Annotated in this window: 16 protein-coding genes; 8 read left to right on the top strand and 8 right to left on the bottom strand. The window is 66.2% G+C overall.

The features are described from left to right. The first annotated feature begins 91 nt into the window (after positions 1-91). Positions 92-1,429, top strand: a complete 1,338-nt coding sequence (gene gdhA, locus LDO86_RS18340) for an NADP-specific glutamate dehydrogenase (protein ID WP_018770040.1) — start codon at positions 92-94, stop codon at positions 1,427-1,429. Positions 1,430-1,470: 41 nt separating this feature from the next. On the opposite strand, the gene LDO86_RS18335 is transcribed toward gdhA, so the two are convergent. Next, complete coding sequence (locus LDO86_RS18335) at positions 1,471-2,442, bottom strand: helix-turn-helix domain-containing protein (RefSeq protein WP_026265895.1); 972 nt, start codon at positions 2,440-2,442, stop codon at positions 1,471-1,473. A 185-nt stretch (positions 2,443-2,627) separates the two neighbouring features. On the opposite strand from LDO86_RS18335, the gene LDO86_RS18330 reads away from it, so the two are divergent. Together LDO86_RS18330 and LDO86_RS18325 are read left to right on the top strand one after the other, a co-directional pair. After that, the gene (locus tag LDO86_RS18330) at positions 2,628-3,302 is read left to right on the top strand and encodes a DUF1345 domain-containing protein (RefSeq protein ID WP_018770042.1); all 675 of its coding nucleotides are present in this window, start codon (positions 2,628-2,630) and stop codon (positions 3,300-3,302) included. A 36-nt stretch (positions 3,303-3,338) separates the two neighbouring features. Continuing rightward, positions 3,339-3,776, top strand: coding sequence for a DUF1003 domain-containing protein (locus LDO86_RS18325; RefSeq protein ID WP_018770043.1), 438 nt, complete (start codon positions 3,339-3,341; stop codon positions 3,774-3,776). A 54-nt stretch (positions 3,777-3,830) separates the two neighbouring features. Here the strand turns inward: LDO86_RS18325 and LDO86_RS18320 are convergent, their stop codons facing one another. Further along, positions 3,831-4,007 carry a CsbD family protein gene (locus tag LDO86_RS18320; protein ID WP_018770044.1) on the bottom strand — a complete coding sequence of 59 codons (177 nt, stop codon included), beginning with the start codon at positions 4,005-4,007 and terminating at the stop codon, positions 3,831-3,833. Between the two features lie 85 nt (positions 4,008-4,092). Further along, positions 4,093-4,698: a TetR/AcrR family transcriptional regulator gene (locus LDO86_RS18315; RefSeq protein ID WP_224084145.1), complete on the bottom strand. Its 606-nt coding sequence runs from the start codon at positions 4,696-4,698 to the stop codon at positions 4,093-4,095. Between the two features lie 124 nt (positions 4,699-4,822). On the opposite strand from LDO86_RS18315, the gene LDO86_RS18310 reads away from it, so the two are divergent. Both LDO86_RS18310 and LDO86_RS18305 read left to right on the top strand, forming a co-directional pair. Then, positions 4,823-6,766 (top strand): primary-amine oxidase, encoded by a 1,944-nt coding sequence (locus LDO86_RS18310; RefSeq protein ID WP_018770046.1) that lies wholly within the window; start codon positions 4,823-4,825, stop codon positions 6,764-6,766. Further along, the gene (locus LDO86_RS18305) at positions 6,750-7,214 is read left to right on the top strand and encodes a hypothetical protein (protein ID WP_144600135.1); all 465 of its coding nucleotides are present in this window, start codon (positions 6,750-6,752) and stop codon (positions 7,212-7,214) included. The genes LDO86_RS18310 and LDO86_RS18305 overlap by 17 nt, the downstream gene beginning before the upstream one ends. A gap of 20 nt (positions 7,215-7,234) precedes the next feature. Here LDO86_RS18305 and LDO86_RS18300 read toward each other — a convergent pair whose 3' ends face one another. From LDO86_RS18300 to LDO86_RS18280, 5 genes are all read right to left on the bottom strand, one after another. Further along, on the bottom strand, positions 7,235-8,221 hold the full coding sequence (locus LDO86_RS18300) for an NAD(P)-dependent oxidoreductase (RefSeq protein WP_018770048.1): 987 nt from the start codon (positions 8,219-8,221) through the stop codon (positions 7,235-7,237). Positions 8,222-8,325: 104 nt separating this feature from the next. Further along, positions 8,326-8,700 carry a cupin domain-containing protein gene (locus LDO86_RS18295; RefSeq protein WP_018770049.1) on the bottom strand — a complete coding sequence of 125 codons (375 nt, stop codon included), beginning with the start codon at positions 8,698-8,700 and terminating at the stop codon, positions 8,326-8,328. A gap of 158 nt (positions 8,701-8,858) precedes the next feature. Further along, complete coding sequence (locus tag LDO86_RS18290; protein ID WP_223992865.1) at positions 8,859-9,605, bottom strand: ThuA domain-containing protein; 747 nt, start codon at positions 9,603-9,605, stop codon at positions 8,859-8,861. Then, positions 9,605-10,774, bottom strand: coding sequence for a Gfo/Idh/MocA family oxidoreductase (locus LDO86_RS18285; RefSeq protein ID WP_224084144.1), 1,170 nt, complete (start codon positions 10,772-10,774; stop codon positions 9,605-9,607). The genes LDO86_RS18290 and LDO86_RS18285 overlap by 1 nt, the downstream gene beginning before the upstream one ends. A gap of 96 nt (positions 10,775-10,870) precedes the next feature. Continuing rightward, on the bottom strand, positions 10,871-11,866 hold the full coding sequence (locus LDO86_RS18280; protein WP_224084143.1) for a LacI family DNA-binding transcriptional regulator: 996 nt from the start codon (positions 11,864-11,866) through the stop codon (positions 10,871-10,873). Positions 11,867-12,107: 241 nt separating this feature from the next. Here LDO86_RS18280 and glnT point away from each other — a divergent pair, with 241 nt between their 5' ends. Genes glnT through LDO86_RS18265 form a run of 3 tightly spaced genes read left to right on the top strand, consistent with a single transcriptional unit; the run spans position 12,108 to position 15,166 of the window. Next, the gene (gene glnT, locus LDO86_RS18275) at positions 12,108-13,508 is read left to right on the top strand and encodes a type III glutamate--ammonia ligase (RefSeq protein WP_224084142.1); all 1,401 of its coding nucleotides are present in this window, start codon (positions 12,108-12,110) and stop codon (positions 13,506-13,508) included. Between the two features lie 30 nt (positions 13,509-13,538). After that, positions 13,539-14,447, top strand: coding sequence for a glutamine amidotransferase (locus tag LDO86_RS18270; protein WP_223992856.1), 909 nt, complete (start codon positions 13,539-13,541; stop codon positions 14,445-14,447). Then, complete coding sequence (locus LDO86_RS18265) at positions 14,435-15,166, top strand: protein glxC (RefSeq protein WP_018770055.1); 732 nt, start codon at positions 14,435-14,437, stop codon at positions 15,164-15,166. Before LDO86_RS18270 ends, LDO86_RS18265 begins: the two co-directional genes overlap by 13 nt. Positions 15,167-15,172 lie beyond the last annotated feature (6 nt).

Genomic DNA, 15,172 nt, shown 5'->3' with positions numbered 1-15,172 from the left:
CAATCCGATAGGTTGAAGCGTAAACCTATCGGGGCGATGTTGCCTGCCTGGCGGCCGCTCCTGCCCCGGCGCAACGGTAAGGAAAAAGTTCATGGACGCACGGCTGGAAGCCATTAGGGACACCGTCCTGGCACGGAACCCGGGGGAAACAGAATTCCACCAGGCGGTGGTGGAGGTCTTTGAAAGCCTGGGCCCGGTGCACGACCGCCACCCCGAATTCCTGGAAGCCGCGATCCTGGAGCGCCTCTGCGAGCCCGAGCGCCAGATCATCTTCCGGGTCCCCTGGACGGACGACTCCGGCCGCGTGCGGATCAACCGCGGCTTCCGGGTGGAGTTCAACTCCGCCCTGGGCCCGTACAAGGGAGGCCTGCGCTTCCACCCCTCCGTATACCTCGGGATCGTCAAGTTCCTCGGCTTTGAGCAGATTTTCAAGAACGCCCTGACGGGAATGCCCATCGGCGGCGGCAAGGGCGGTTCCGACTTCGATCCCCGCGGCCGCAGCGACGCCGAAGTCATGAGGTTCTGCCAGTCCTTCATGACCGAGCTCTACCGCCATATCGGCGAATACACCGACGTCCCCGCCGGCGACATCGGTGTGGGCGGCCGCGAAATTGGCTACCTCTTCGGCCAGTACAAGCGGATCACCAACCGGTATGAGTCCGGCGTTCTCACCGGCAAGGGCATCTCCTGGGGCGGATCACTGGTGCGGCCGGAGGCCACCGGATTTGGCACTGTGATCTTCACAGAGCAGATGCTCCGGACCCGCGGGACGTCCTTTGATGGCCAGCGCGTGGTTGTCTCCGGATCCGGCAACGTGGCCATCAACGCCATCGCCAAGGCGCAGTCGCTCGGCGCCACCGTGGTGGCCTGCTCCGATTCCTCCGGTTATGTGGTGGATGAGGCGGGCATCGACGTCGGACTGCTCCGCGAGGTGAAGGAAGTGCAGCGGGCGCGGCTCAAGGACTACGCCGAGCGGCGGGCGGGCGTTGCCTACGTGGACGGCGGCTCGGTCTGGGACGTGGACGCTTCGGTGGCGCTGCCGTGCGCCACCCAGAATGAGCTCGACGGCGGTGCTGCCGCCCGGCTGGTGCGCGGCGGCCTGATGGCCGTCGGGGAAGGTGCCAACATGCCGTCCACGCGCGACGCCGTGGCGGTGTTCCAGGACGCCGGGGTGCTCTTCGGTCCCGGCAAAGCGGCGAATGCGGGAGGGGTAGCCACGTCGGCCCTGGAAATGCAGCAGAACGCCAGCCGGGACGCGTGGTCCTTCGAGCATACCGAGGCGCGGCTGACGGACATCATGGTGGGCATCCACGACCGGTGCGCGGCAACCGCCGAGGAATACGGCGAACCGGGCAACTACGTGCTCGGCGCGAACATCGGCGGCTTCATCAAGGTGGCCGACGCCATGTTGGCGCAGGGCTTGATCTAGCAGGGCTTGATCCGGGAGGGCTTTTTCCAGCAGGGCTTGATTTAGCCGCCGCGGCGCCACTGGGTGGGGGAGACCCCGAACGCGTCCCGGAACGTGCGGCTGAAGTGGGCGGCGTCCAGGAATCCCCAGGCGGCGGCCACGGCGCCCACGGACTTTCCGGCGTGCAGCGGGTCCCGAAGGTCCCGCCGGGCACCGTCCAGGCGCTGGCTCCGGATGAAGCCGGCAACTGTGCTGCCGGACTCGTGGAAGACGTTGTGCAGGTGCCGGGTGGAGATGAAGTGCGCCGCGGCGATTCCCGCCGGTGACAGCAGCGGCTCGGAGAGGTTGGCCTCGATGTACTCCCGGATCGACACGGCCAGGAGTGCCTGCGGCTTCATCCTGTCCGGGGAGATGTCCATTTCCGCATGCAGCATGGTGGACACCAGGTCCAGGGCATTCGTGGCCAGCCTGGATCCACTGGGCCCGTTCAGGACATCCAGGTTCGACGACAGCTGCCGGATGAACTGGCCCACAATGCCGCTGAGGCCGCTGCTGCCCATCCGTACCGCCGCAAGCTGGCCGACGTAATCCGTGGGCAGGGACAGCGCGTCGCAGGGAAACATGAGCACCATGATCCGGGTATGTTCCTCGAAGGCGAGGGTATAGGGCCGGTTGGTGTCGTAGATGGCAAGGTCCCCGGGGTGAAGCACCGCTTCCCGGTTGTCCTGGATCAGCAGGCCCGTTCCCTCCAGCTGCAGGTTCAGCTTGAAGTAGCGCTCGTGGGCCTGGGCGATCAACGCCGGCGTGCGGTGGACCTCGTGGGAGCTGGCGGTGACTTCAACGATGGACATCCGGTCCAGCACCCGCGAACGCATCTGTCCCCGGAAGCCGTCCACGTCGTCGGTCCGCGCTGTGAGGGGCACGAAGGATTCGGCCACCAGGTGCTTCCAGTGGTCGAACGAGCCGGCCACCCTGGAAACAAGGTCCTGCGGTGCATGTCCGGACGTTGCCCGGGTTGGAGCTGTTGCTGGCATGGTGTTCCTCGTTACGTATGCAGCGTGACGTTCCCCCGGCTGTGTCGTGGGACACAGTGAGTCCAGATTAACCCCGGCTCCGTCTTTTTTCAACAGTTGGCGAAAATAAAACTGCGGCTCCGCGCTGGGTAAATCCGGCGCGCGCTTCACAGGTGGGCTGCAGCCTCCCGTGGCAGGATCGAGCCATGGACGGAGCAGCTGCCCCCGGGGGCATCAAGCGGAACTTTAATTCCCCTGCGCACCACTCGCGGCTCAGGATGCTGGTGATGCTGGGCGTGGGCCTGGCTGCCGCCCTGCTGGTGGGCTTTTGGGGCAATTGGGCATACGCACCCGCTCTTGGCTGGGCTGCTGCGTCCGTGACGTACCTGCTGTGGGTGTGGATCGTCATTGGGCGCCTGGGGCCCGCCGCCACCGCGGCCCATGCGTTGCGTGAGGACCCGGGCCGGGTCTTTTCGGATGCGCTGGTGCTCACGGCCACGGTGGCCAGCTTTGCGGGCGTGGGGCTGATCCTGGTGGATGCTTCCAATGCCCAGGGCTACACCAAGGACGCAACCGTGGCCATGGCCCTGGGCAGCATTGCCTTGTCCTGGTTCCTGGTCCACACCCTGTTCACCCTGAGGTATGCGGCCATTTACTACCGGGACGGGACCGGCATTGATTTCAACGAGGAGACCCCTCCCCGGTACGCGGACTTCGCCTACCTGGCCTTCACTGTGGGGATGACGTTCCAGGTGTCCGATACCGACCTCAAAACCAACGCCATCCGTTCCACCGTCCTGCGGCAGGCACTGCTGTCCTACCTCCTTGGTGCGATCGTGCTGGCCACCACCATCAACCTCGTGTCGGGTCTTATCCACTAGCCGCGCCGCCGGGCTGGCGGGACATAGTCTGGGTCCATGGCGGACATCAGAGTCAACTGGCACCGGCGGCACAAGGAAGGGCTCACCCCCGGCGAAAGGGCCGCGGACACCCTCCGGAACGGGATGGGCAGCTGGCCCTTCGTGGGCATCTTTTTGGCTTTCATGATGCTGTGGGCTGCCCTGAACTCCTACGTCCTGGCTACCAGTGCGTGGGACCCCTATCCCTACATCCTCCTGAACCTTTTCCTGTCCATGCTGGCCGGCCTGCAGGGGGCCATCCTGCTGATCGCGGCCAAGCGCCAGGATGCCATTGCCTCGGCGATGGCGCAGCATGACTATGAGACGGACGTGAGGGCGGCGGCGCAGATAGAAATGCTCATGAACATCAATGCCGAACAGTTGAAGCTGCTGCAGGAACTGCGGGACATGAGGAACGGGCCGCCCGCCGAAGGCGCCGGAGCCGAATTCCCCTGAAAACGACAATGGGTGCAGCTCCTGCTGGAGCTGCACCCATTACGCGAGCGTCGATTAATCCTTCTTGAACGCATCCTTGACGTGCTCGCCGGCCTGCTTGAGGTCCGACTTTGCCTGGTCTGTCTGGCCTTCGGCCTTCAGGCTTTCATCGCCTGTGGCGTTTCCGGCAGCTTCCTTGCCCTTGCCGCCGAGCTTCTCTGCTGCGTTGCCAATCTTGTCATCCAAACCCATGGAGATGCTCCTTACAGTTCGTGCTCGCTCCGGTGTGAACCAGAACCTGACCCCTCAATAGTAAGCATACTTTCGAGTATGGCGCTCATTTGCCCGCGGGATTTTTGCCGAGCAGCGCAAGGTAGCCCTCAAGCTGGGCGGCGTGTCCGAAGTCCGTCCTGCCCTCCGGCGCAAGGGCAGCCTCAATCTGCGCGCCAAGAAGCATGTTCAAAAGTTGGCCGGCCAGGATGTGGTCGTCGACGGCGGCGGTCACGTCCCTGCTGTCCCTCGCCTCCGCCAGGTAGCGCCGGATGGTGGCCAGCCATTCGTCCATGGAGCGCTGGTGGATCCCGGCTTTTTCGGCATCGTTGACCGCCCTCTGCCAGAACGGGATAACAATCCGTGCCTCGTTGACGCGCTCCTCATCCAGGGGGAGCACTTCAAGGCAAAAGGCCCGGAGTGCGGCGAGGCCGGACTTGCCCTGCGTGACCTCTGCAATCCGCTGGTTGGTGCGGTTGAACACATGGCTGAATGCGAACTCCAGCAGTGTGTCCTTGGTGGGGAAGTAGGGTTTCAGTGCGCCGTTGGCGAATCCTGCCTCCATGGCAATCTCCCGCATGGTGGCGCCTTCGAGACCCTGCCGGGCAATGATCCGCCAGGTGGCATCCACCAGTTCCAGGCGCCGCTCGTCATGGTCAACAATCTTGGGCACTGCGGCCACTCCCCGAAAAAATATTGGTCCAGCCTCTTGTGAGCCATGTTACGGACCTTTATTCTCTACAACTATAGAAAATAAACCCAGTGGCCGGAAACGGCCCGGACAAAGGTTCACCCCCATGACGCTTGCCCCAACCGAAACTGTCTCCGCCTTTGGCCTGGCAACCGCCGCCGAAATCCTGCAGGTTCGGGCCATCCTGCAGGCGGAAGGCCACCTGGGCCCGCAGCACAGGATCGCCTACCTTGGCCTGCTCGATCCCGCCCGCGGCGCGGCTCCGGAAACCGCGGACCGCCGCTTCCGTGTGTTCATCCACGACGTCTCCGGCGCGGCCCCACGCGACGTCATTGTCTCCGCCACGCACCAAAAGGTGGCCTCCGCCGTCGAACTCGACACCGCGGTGACCGGCGAACTGCCGGTCCTGGAGGAGGAATTCGAAGTGGTGGAGTCCCTGCTGGCCACCGATGAACGGTGGCTCAAGGCGCTGGCGGACCGCGGTCTCGCCGTGGAGAAAGTCCGCGTGGCTCCGCTGTCCGCCGGTGTCTTCGAATATGCCGGGGAGAAGGGCCGGCGCATTCTGCGCGGGCTGGCATTCGTCCAGGAGTTCCCGGAGGACAGCGCCTGGGCGCACCCCGTGGACGGCCTGGTGGCCTATGTGGACGTGGTCAGCAAGGAGGTCACCCAGGTGATCGACCTCGGCGTGATGCCCATCCCGGCCGAGCACGGCAACTACACGGACCCGGAACTGACCGGGCCGCTGCGGACCACCCAGAAACCCATCAGCATTACCCAGCCGGAGGGGCCCAGCTTCACGGTGACGGGCGGCAACCACGTGGAGTGGGAAAAGTGGAGCGTGGATGTGGGGTTCGATGTCCGCGAAGGCGTGGTCCTGCACAACCTTGCCTTCCAGGACGGCGGCCGGAAGCGGCCCATCATCAACCGGGCGTCCATCGCCGAGATGGTGGTCCCGTACGGTGACCCGTCACCGGTCCGGTCCTGGCAGAACTACTTCGACACCGGCGAATACCTGGTGGGCCAGTACGCCAACTCCCTGGAACTGGGCTGCGACTGCCTGGGCGAGATCACCTACCTGAGCCCCGTCATCTCCGATGCCTTTGGCAACCCCCGGGAAATCCGCAACGGCATCTGCATGCACGAGGAGGACTGGAGCATCCTCTCCAAGCACTCGGACCTCTGGAGCGGCGTCACCTACACCCGCCGCAACCGGCGCCTGGTCATTTCCTTCTTCACCACCATCGGCAACTACGACTACGGCTTCTACTGGTACCTCTACCTGGACGGCACCATCGAATTCGAGGCCAAGGCCACCGGCATTGTCTTCACGTCCGCCTTCCCCGAGGGCGGCTCGGATAACATTTCGCAGCTGGCACCCGGGCTGGGCGCGCCCTTCCATCAGCACCTCTTCAGTGCCCGGCTGGACATGGCCATCGACGGGTTCACCAACCGCGTGGAGGAGGAGGATGTGGTCCGCCAGGCCATGGGACCCGGCAATGAGCGAGGCAATGCCTTCTCCCGCAGGCGCACCGTCCTGGCCCGTGAATCACAGGGTGTCCGGGAGGCCGACGCGCGCACCGGCCGGACCTGGATCATCTCCAACCCGGACTCCCGGAACCGGCTGGGCGAACCCGTGGGCTACAAGCTGCATTCCCACAACCAGCCCACCCTGCTGGCGGATCCCGGTTCCTCCATCGCCCGCCGGGCCGCGTTCGCCACCAAGGACCTGTGGGTCACCCGCTACGCCGAGGACGAGCGCTACCCCACGGGCGACTTCGTGAACCAGCACGCCGGGGGAGCGGGCCTGCCGGCCTACGTGGCGCAGGACCGCGATATCGACGGGCAGGACATCGTGGTGTGGCACACCTTTGGCCTCACCCACTTCCCCCGCGTGGAGGACTGGCCCATCATGCCCGTGGACACCGTGGGCTTCAAGCTCCGTCCCGAGGGCTTCTTCGACCGCAGCCCGGTGCTGGATGTCCCGGCCAATCCGAACATGCAGGCTGCGGCCTGCCACACCGAGGGCGGCAGTGGTGGCTCCTGCCACTGACCTCCTTGCGCCGGCAGGGAGCACGACGGCGGCAGGACGGGCCGGTGCCAGGGGTCCGGTCCTGCATCCGCGGCTGGTGTCCGTGGTCACCGCCGTCTGCTGCGCGGCACACCTGTGGCTGGCCGCTGCCGGCCGTCATGGGGTGTGGCTGAGTGTACTCATGCTGGCACTCGCCGCCATCTGCATGCCATGCGCGGTCCACATCTGGCGGCACAGCCGCGTGGGCGCCCTGCACCAGGTCACCGCCGCTGCAGTGGCCATGGCCGCCGTGCACGCCTTCCTGCTGCTGGCCGCCGGCGGTGCGGGGCACGCCCATGCCGGCGCCCCGCCGTCGTCCGTTGCCCCTGCGGACGGCGCGGCGGAACTGCTGCTGGTCATCGCACTGGAATTGGCGACAGCCCTGCTGGCCGCCGCGCTGGTGGCACGGCTCCGGCGGGTGCCCGTTTAGCGGGTGCCGCCCGGCCGGAGTCAGCCCGCGGGGACGCCCAGGGGCCGGGCGACGTGCAGCCGCTCATGCTCCACCAGCCATTGGATGGATTCGAAGACGGCCTGCTCCGGCTCGTACCGGGGCGCATAACCCAGCACGGACGCGGCCTTTTCAATGCTGAAGCAGTGGCTGCGGTAGAGGTGGCCCCAGCTGGACTCGGCGTAGTCCCGGGAGGTGTTTTCGCGGAAGCGGTCCCACGTCACCGTCTCCAGCACGGCGGCGTGCCCGAACCAGGCAGCCGCGATGTCCGCGTAGCCACGCACGGTCAGGGCTGTGGGGGCCACGATGTTGAAGTCCTCGCCGGCGGCCGCCTCCCGCTGCGCGATGGCCTTTTCGAAAGCCTGGGCGACGTCGTCGGCATGCACGTGGTGCATCAGTTCCGCGCCGCTGCCGGGGATCCGGAGGGGTTGGCCGGCGGAGAGCGTCTGCCAGACGGACGGATCCAGGTTTCCGAGCGGGCCAACGGGGTGCCACCCCGGACCGACGATGTGGCCGGGGTGCAGCGATGTGGTTGCCAGGCCTCCGCTGGCGGTCTCTTCCTTGAGCATCAATGCGATCCGGTTCTTCTGGATGCCGTAGTCGCCAAAGGGTGCTGCGGCGGAATCCGAACCTTCCCGGATGGGCAGCTTCAGGCTTTGCCCGTAGCGCCAGATGGAGCCACAGTGCAGCAGGTGCCCCACCTCGCCGCGCAACCGGTGCACCAGCGCCGCCGCAGATTCGAGGGTGAAGCAGACCAGGTCCACCACGGCATCCGGCTTGAGCGCGGACACCCGCCCGGCGAACGTTCCGTCCCGGTCTTCCTCCTGCCGGTCCGCGGTGACCTGGTGGACCTGTTGCCATTCGGGCGTGTCCGTGTAGGGGGCGCTGGTGCCGCGGCTGATGTTGGTGACTTCGTGGCCTGCGCGGACCAGCCGGGGGACCAGGAACGAGCCGATGTGGCCGCTGCCGCCGATGACGGTGACTTTCATTGCTCTCCGATCGTCGTGTTCCCCTCAACGGTAGGGCCCCGGCGGCAGGAAAGGGAGGTCTGGGGGACCTCCCTTTCCTGCCGGTTCGCCGTGCTTCCGCAGAATCAGGCGGGTTTGGCGTACTCGGCCGCGCTGATGACTTCATACCCAACGAACGTCTCGCCGCCCTCCACCCAGGCGTCGTGCCCGGCCGGGATGGAATAGGCGTCACCGGCGTGGATGGTCTTCTGCGTTCCATCGTTGAGCTGCACCGTCAAGGTGCCGCCGGTGCAGAAGCCCAGATGGTTGTTCTGGCAGCTGTCCGTCTTGACCACCGTCTTCACGGTTTCAGACCAGCGCCAGCCGGGCTCGAAGGTGAACCGGCCAAGGGTGGCGCCGCCAATGCTGACCACATCCACCTGGGTCTTGGGTGGGCGGCGCTTCTCATCGGGCTCGTCGAAAGATTTGGTTGCAAGGTCCGTGACCGTTACTGCGGGCATTTCTGGCTCCTTCATAAGGAGTGGTTATTGATTTCGTCCGGGGCTGTGTGCGCCGGGAAAGGGGACCGGCAGGGCGGGATGTGCCCGTCCAGAACCTGCCGGTCCCGTGTGCGACGCTCCCAATGTGCTCCCGGACGGACCCGATGTCAATGACGCTTTTACTCCTGGAACCACTCCCGGGCAGGGTTGGTCACCGCCGGGGCTGAACGGGCCAGCTCCGGCTGGGCGGCCCACTTCACGCCGTTGGCCAGGACCCGCTGGATCTGCGGGTGGTGGTACACCGGGTACTCCTGGTCGCCGGGGCTGAAGTAGAAGATGCGGCCCTTGCCCCGGGTGAAGGTGACGCCGGAACGGAACACCTCGCCGCCCGCGAAGGAGCTGATGAAGATGAGGTCGTCCGGCTCCGGGATATCGAACAGCTCGCCGTACATCTCCTGTTCGGGGATGACGATGGGACTGTCCACGCCTTCGGCGATGGGATGGGACGGCTTGACGGTCCAGACCAGTTCGCGCCCGCCGTCGTTGCGCCAGGCGAGGGAGCAGCTGGTGCCCAGGAGTTTGGTGAAGATCTTCGCGAAGTGCCCCGAATGGAGCACAATCAGTCCCATGCCGCCAAGCACGTGCCGGTGGACGCGTTCGACGACGGCGTCGCCCACCTCGGCGTGGGCCATATGGCCCCACCAGAGCAGGACGTCCGTCTCCGCAAGCACCTCCTCGTCAAGGCCGTGCTGGTCGTCGGTAGCCAGGACCGCCGTCGTGATGTCAGCGTCCGGGAAGTAGGAACGAAGTCCTGCCGCAATGGCACCGTGGATGCCGTCAGGATAGATCTCCCCGATGTGCGACGGCTCGTTGATGGCCTCGTGGACGCCCTCGTTCCACACCCGGATCCTCAGTTTGCCGTTCATTAGAGACGAACCTCCCTCTGCTCAAGTGCGGACTGGTAGCACGCGTCGATGATCTGTGCACGGTAGAGCGCGAGGGAGCCGTCATGCCCGGCCCAAACGGCGTCGCCGCCGCGCACTGCCGTAACGAAGTCTTCCACCACTGCGTCATGCGCGCGGCCCGGGAGCACAGCTGGCACGTAGTCTGCGGATTCGCCGTCCTTGTCGGTAAACACCCGGAGCTGGCCGACCGGCGGGAAGGGTGCGCCGTGCACCTTGAGCTCCGCGCCGCCGTCGGTGCCGTAAACCGTGAAATCGAGCAGGTCGTCCTGTTCCCGGTAGGTGGCCCAGCCCGCCTCGATCAGCAGTGTGCCGCCGCCCTCAAGCCGGAGGAACGCTGACGCGAAGTCTTCCACCTCGAACGCGTGGCTGGTGGCCAGGGCCGTATACCGGCTGCCGCCACCCCTGCCCTGCGGGCCAAGCTCCGAGTGGGTGGCGGCGGAGACAGCCAGCACCTTCGGTTCGCCCAGGAGGTGGAGGCCGTAATCCAGCGAGTGCACGCCGATGTCCGCCAGCGGTCCGCCGCCGGCAAGCTCGGGGTTGGTGAACCAGCTTCCCAGCGTCGGGATGCCGGAGCGGCGCAGCCAGGAAGCCTTGGCGTAGTAGGGCCGGCCCAGCCCGCCGTCGTCGATCACTTCCTTCAACGCCTGGATGTCGCCGCGCCGGCGGTGGTTGAAGGCGACGTCCAGGACACGGCCTGCCTTGCGGGCGGCGTCCACCATGGCCTGGCCCTCGACGGCGTTGCGCGCGATGGGCTTTTCGCTCAGCACGTGGATTCCCCGCTCCAGGGCGGCGATGGCGATGGGTGCGTGGAGGAAGGTGGGCACTGCCACACTGATGGCGTCCAGGCCGCCGTGGTCCAGCATGTCCTGCCAGTCCGCGAAGGCGTTGGGGATGGCGTATTCGGCCTGCAGGGAGTCACGGAGCTCCTGCTCCATCCCGGCCAGCGACACGATGCGGACACCGTCCAGCTCGGAATAGGCCTTGAGGTGCTGCTGGCCGGCCCAGCCAATACCCACCACACCCACCCGCAGCTCCGGATTTTCTCCTGGCGTAGACGGCTGCTGGGCGGGGGTTTGCTGGTTGTTCACGAGGTTCTTTCCTTTTCCGGGCGGCGCTGGGGTGAGGGTCATGGAATCGATTCCAAAATGGTCGGAATGGTGATCCGGAGAGCTTTTGGAATCGATTCCAAAATCCTTTCAGGAACTGCCCCGGGGAGTCAACCCCTGTCAGTTCTTTGTGGAATCCCGGATGACGAGCTCGTGCGGGAGGAATGTCCGGCCGCGGCGGTGGGCCGGGCCGGTCATCCGTTCGAGGAGTGCTTCGAAGGCCACGCGGCCCAGGTCGTAGGCCGGTTGCCGGATGGTGGTGAGCTCCGGGATGCACATCTCCGCCTGGATGGAATCATCGAAGCCGGCAACCGCCACATCGTCCGGCACCCGCAGACCGGCGTCGATGATTTCCCGGACGCAGCCCGCCGCCACCGTGTCGCTGCCGCAGAACACGGCATCGGGCAGGCGGTCCATGGCCAGCAGTTCCCTGGTGAGGCGGCGGCCGGCGTGGAAATCGAAGTCACCGTTGGCGAACAGGCCCTGTTCCGCGGCCAGGCCCGCCTCGGACAGGGCCTCCCGGAACCCCTGTTCGCGCAGCCTGCCGGAGCGGGCAGCCCGGTTGCCGATGATGGCAAGCCGCCGGGCGCCTGTCCCGATGAGGTGCCGCGTAATGTCGTAGGCGGCCTGGCGGTCGTCAATGGATACGCCGAACGCTGCCTCGGAATCGACGATCTCGCAGACCTGGACAACGCTCAGCTGCTCAGCCAGCGCTTCAATGTCGCCGTCCGGCATGGTGGGGGAAAACAGGATCAATCCGTCCACGGACCCGTTGCGCAGCATGTCCACGAGCTGCTGTTCCCGCTCGAGGTCGCCGGACGTCGGGGCGATCAGGCTGACATAGCCGGACAAGGCCGCGGCGTCACCGAAGCCACGGAACGCTTCACTGATGACGGGGGACTCGAGGTTTTTCGAGAGCGCCAGGATGCGCATGGTGCGGTCGCGGCGCAGGTCGCGTGCGGAGGCGAGCGGGCGGTAGTTGAGCTGCCGGATGGCACCGGCCACCTTTTCCCTGCTTGACGCGCTCACGGCCGGGCTTCCATTCAGCACGCGCGATACCGTGCCGACGGACACTCCCGCCGTTTTGGCGACGTCCTGCACAGTTGCTCGAGCCATTCCGATTCGTCCTTCCGCGGCCACTGGCCGAAGCCGCCCTCCACCCCGTGGTTGCGATTTTCAGCTTAGCCGCCGTTGCGGGTGCGGCGGGCCGGCTGCTGCGGCCCCATCACGCCCATCCCTTCCCGTCGGCTGAAACATGCATTTAACCTTCTTGTCCGACGCACGAAATCACTCCTTGGCTAATCTGATGCAACAAGGTTTACTGATAGCTAACGCCAACCCTGACAGGAATGTTTCGATGACGAGTGTCGCAACCCCTGCTGTGACCCCAATGCCAGAAGGCGGGCTGAAGGCGCCCGCGCCGGCCGAAGAACCAACCATCTCCCTGGCCGATATTGCGCGTGCCCACAACGTCCGCTTCCTGCTGGCCACGTTCGTGGACATGACCGGGAAGCCCTGCGCCAAGCTGGTCCCGGTGGAGGCCGCGGCTGAACTCGAGGACGGCGCCATGGGGTTCGCGGGCTATGCCGCGGGCCTGATGGGGCAGAAGCCGCAGGACCCGGACCTGATCGCTGTTCCCGATCTGGCGTCCTTCACCCCGGTCCCCTTCATCAAGGAAGGCCTGGCCATCATCCACTGCGACCCGCATGTGGGCGGGAAGCCCTGGCCCTACGCCCCGCGCGTCATCCTGAAGAACACGTTGGCCGGCCTGGCGGAGAAAGGCATGCAGGCCAAGGTGGGCGCCGAGGTGGAGTACTTCCTGGTGAAGAAAAACGACGACGGGACGCTGAGTACCGCCGACGACAGGGACGATTCGCCCCGCCCCTGCTACGACGCCCGCGGCGTCACCCGGATGTACGACCACCTCACCTCCATTTCGGAGGCGATGAACTCCCTGGGCTGGGGCAACTATGCGAACGATCACGAGGACGCCGCCGGCCAGTTCGAGCAGAACTTCAACTTCACGGACGCGCTGACCACGGCGGACCGCGTGGTGTCCCTCCGCTACATCCTGAATATCCTGGCCGGGCAGCGCGGCATGACCGCCACCTTCATGCCCAAGCCGTTCACCGACCGCACCGGCACCGGCCTGCACTTCCACTTTTCGCTGTGGGCAGGTTCCGATCCGCTGTTCCCCAGTGAGGGAACGGACGACGGCGGCCGCGGCCTCGGGCTTTCCGGCCTGGCTTGTTCGTTCATCGCCGGGATCCTGGAACATGCTCCTGCGCTGCAGGCCTTCCTCGCCCCCACCGTGAACTCCTACAAGCGGACCGGCGCCACCACCAGCTCCTCGGGTGCCACCTGGTCGCCGCGGAAGGCATCCTTCGGCGGGAACGACCGCACCCACATGATCCGGGTGCCGGACAACAAACGGATCGAACTCCGCTCCGGCGACGGCTCCGCCAACCCGTACCTGGCCATCGCCACCGCCCTTGCCGCCGGGCTGGACGGCGTGGAGAAGTCCCTGGATCCGGGCCCGCCGTCCGGGCCGGGAGAGTCCAAACCCGACGCGCATCTCCTTCCGGCCACGCTGCTCCACGCCGTGGAAGCACTGCGGAAGGACCCCGTGATCCTGGCCAGCCTCAGCGGGGATCCTGCCGTCGGCGGCTACTACGCGGACGCCAAGGAAGAGGAATTCCTCAGCTGGCACAACCAGGTCAGCGACTGGGAAATCCGCATGTACCTGACCTCGATTTAGCAACCCACACATCCAAGAAAAGGACTTTCCATGTGCGGAATCGCCGCGCTGCAGCTGCGCAATCCCTCGCTGCACCCCCAAATGGGCGCCCTGCTGTCCTCCATGCTCTGCCAGATCGTGGACCGCGGACCGGACTCGGCCGGCCTGGCCGTCTACAACACCCCGGGCCTGGTTTCCCCCGGAACCTCCACCCTCAGCCTCCTGGGCAAGGACCAGGGAATGACGCCGGCGGCCATCACCGCCGGCGTGGCCGGCCTCCTCCCGCTGGACGCGGCAGCAGCCGTCCGCGTGGTGGGTGACACCACCCTGGTGAGTGCCGGCGTCGGGACGGACCTCCTGGTGAAGGCCGTCGGCGAAACCCTGCCCGCCGCCACCATCATTGGCCGTGGCGAACACGTGGCCGTGATGAAGAGCGTGGGCCATCCCATGGAGATCGCCGCCGAGCACGGACTTGAGGCGATGGCCGGCAGCCAGGGCCTGTCCCACACCCGGATGGCCACCGAGTCAGCCGTCACCGCCGGGGGCTCGCACCCCTTTTCCGTGGCCGACGACCTCTGCCTGGTGCACAACGGCTCCTTCTCCAACCACGCCACCGTCCGCCGGGAACTCAAGCGCGAAGGCGTGGTGTTCGATTCCGAGAATGACACCGAGGTGGGCGCCCGATACGTAGCCTCCCGCCTGCAGCAGGGCGACACCCTCGAGGAAGCCCTGGTGAACCTGGGTAAGGTCCTGGACGGCTTCTACACGCTGGTGGTCACCACGGCGGACAGCATGGCCGTGGTCCGCGACCCCATCGCCTGCAAGCCGGCCATCATCGCCGAAACGGACGACTACGTGGCCATGGCCTCCGAATACCGTGCCCTGGCCGGGCTGCCCGGCATCGACAACGCCCGCATCTTTGAACCGGAACCCGGAAAGGTCTACACATGGTCACTCTGACGGCCCCCGAAACTTTCGCCCCGACGGCCGCCCCCGATGCCGGGCAGGCAGTGGTTGACCTGGCCATCAGCTCTGTCCGGGAACTGAACCAGGCCATCCACGACGCCGAAGACGGCCAGTCCTGGACCGTCACCAACCCCGGCGGGAAGCACAGCCTGGCCGTTGGCATCGACGCGGACATCGCGGTGGCCATCGACGGCCATGCCGGCTACTACGCAGCCGGGATGCACCAAAAGGGGAGCGTGGCCATCAACGGCAATGCCGGCGTCGGGCTGGCGGAAAACATCATGTCCGGGAATGTCCATGTGACGGGGGATGCGTCCCAGTCCGCCGCGGCCACCGGGCACGGCGGACTGGTGGTCATCGACGGCAACGCCGGAGCCCGCTGCGGGATCTCCATGAAAGGCGTGGACATCGTGGTGGGCGGCAACATCGGCCACATGTCCGCCTTCATGGCCCAGGCCGGCCGGCTGGTGGTCTGCGGCGACGCCGGTGACGCCCTGGGCGACTCCATCTACGAGGCACGGATCTACGTCAAAGGCACGGTGGCCTCCCTCGGCGCGGACTGCGTCGAAAAGCCGCTGCGCGAAGAGCACCTTGCCGAACTGGCAGAACTGCTCGCCGCCGCCGGGCGTACCGACAACCCGGCCGACTTCAAGCGCTACGGCTCAGCCCGGAACCTCTACCACTTCCACGTCGACAACTCGACTGCCTACTAGGAGGCC

Source organism: Arthrobacter sp. StoSoilB19 (genome assembly GCF_019977275.1).
Taxonomy (GTDB): domain Bacteria; phylum Actinomycetota; class Actinomycetes; order Actinomycetales; family Micrococcaceae; genus Arthrobacter.
The sequence above is the reverse complement of the archived record's forward strand: the minus strand, read 5'-3'. Positions and strand labels throughout refer to the sequence as shown.